Source organism: Frankia sp. Hr75.2 (assembly GCF_949319125.1).
Lineage (GTDB): Bacteria > Actinomycetota > Actinomycetes > Frankiales > Frankiaceae > Parafrankia > Parafrankia soli.
Map to the genome: position 1 here is coordinate 1 of NZ_CASGGV010000216.1, position 623 is coordinate 623.

The following is a 623-nucleotide window of genomic DNA, read 5'->3' on the forward strand; positions in this document are numbered from 1 at the left end:
GCGTCCGGGTCGTCGCTCTGCCGCAGGAGACCGACGGTGGACTTGAGGTCGCGCAGTGCGGAGGAGGTGGTGGCGGTGAGACTGGCGAGGATCGGTTCCGCCTGGTCGGGGTTGGTGCGGACGAGGTGTGCGGCGGTGCCGGCCTGGGCGTGGGCGAGGGTGATGTGGTGGGCGACGACATCGTGGAGTTCGCGGGCGATGCGGGTGCGTTCGTCGGCGACCCGGCGGCGTGCCTCGGCCTCGCGGGTCCGTTCGGCGTATTCGGCGCGGGCTTTGACGGCGTCGAGGTAGTCCTGTTTGATCCGCCGCGCGCCGCCGAGCGATGTGGCCATCAGGAGCCAGGCGGTCGGGCCGATGGTCTTGAGTTCCAGGGGGTAGCCGTCGGGGTCGGCGATCAGCGCGGTTGTGACCACCAGAGCGCAGGCGGGGAGGACGATGCTCAGGGTGGTTCTGCGGTCGGTGTGCGCGGCCAGGAAGTAGAGCGCGGCCATCGCGGGAGCGATCATCAGCGAGGTGAGCAGGTAGCCCAGGCCGGCCAGGACCACGGTGCAGGCGATGGCCACCACGGCGGTCGCGCGGGGGTGGCGCTCGTTCCAGAGCAGGGCCGTGCAGGCGACGGCGGC

The 623-nt window shown here is 71.7% G+C and carries 1 protein-coding gene; it reads right to left on the bottom strand.

Features of this window, described 5'->3' with window-relative positions:
• Positions 1-623: histidine kinase dimerization/phosphoacceptor domain-containing protein (locus tag AC559T_RS15375; RefSeq protein ID WP_498869175.1), on the bottom strand; the 623-nt coding region annotated here is incomplete at both ends.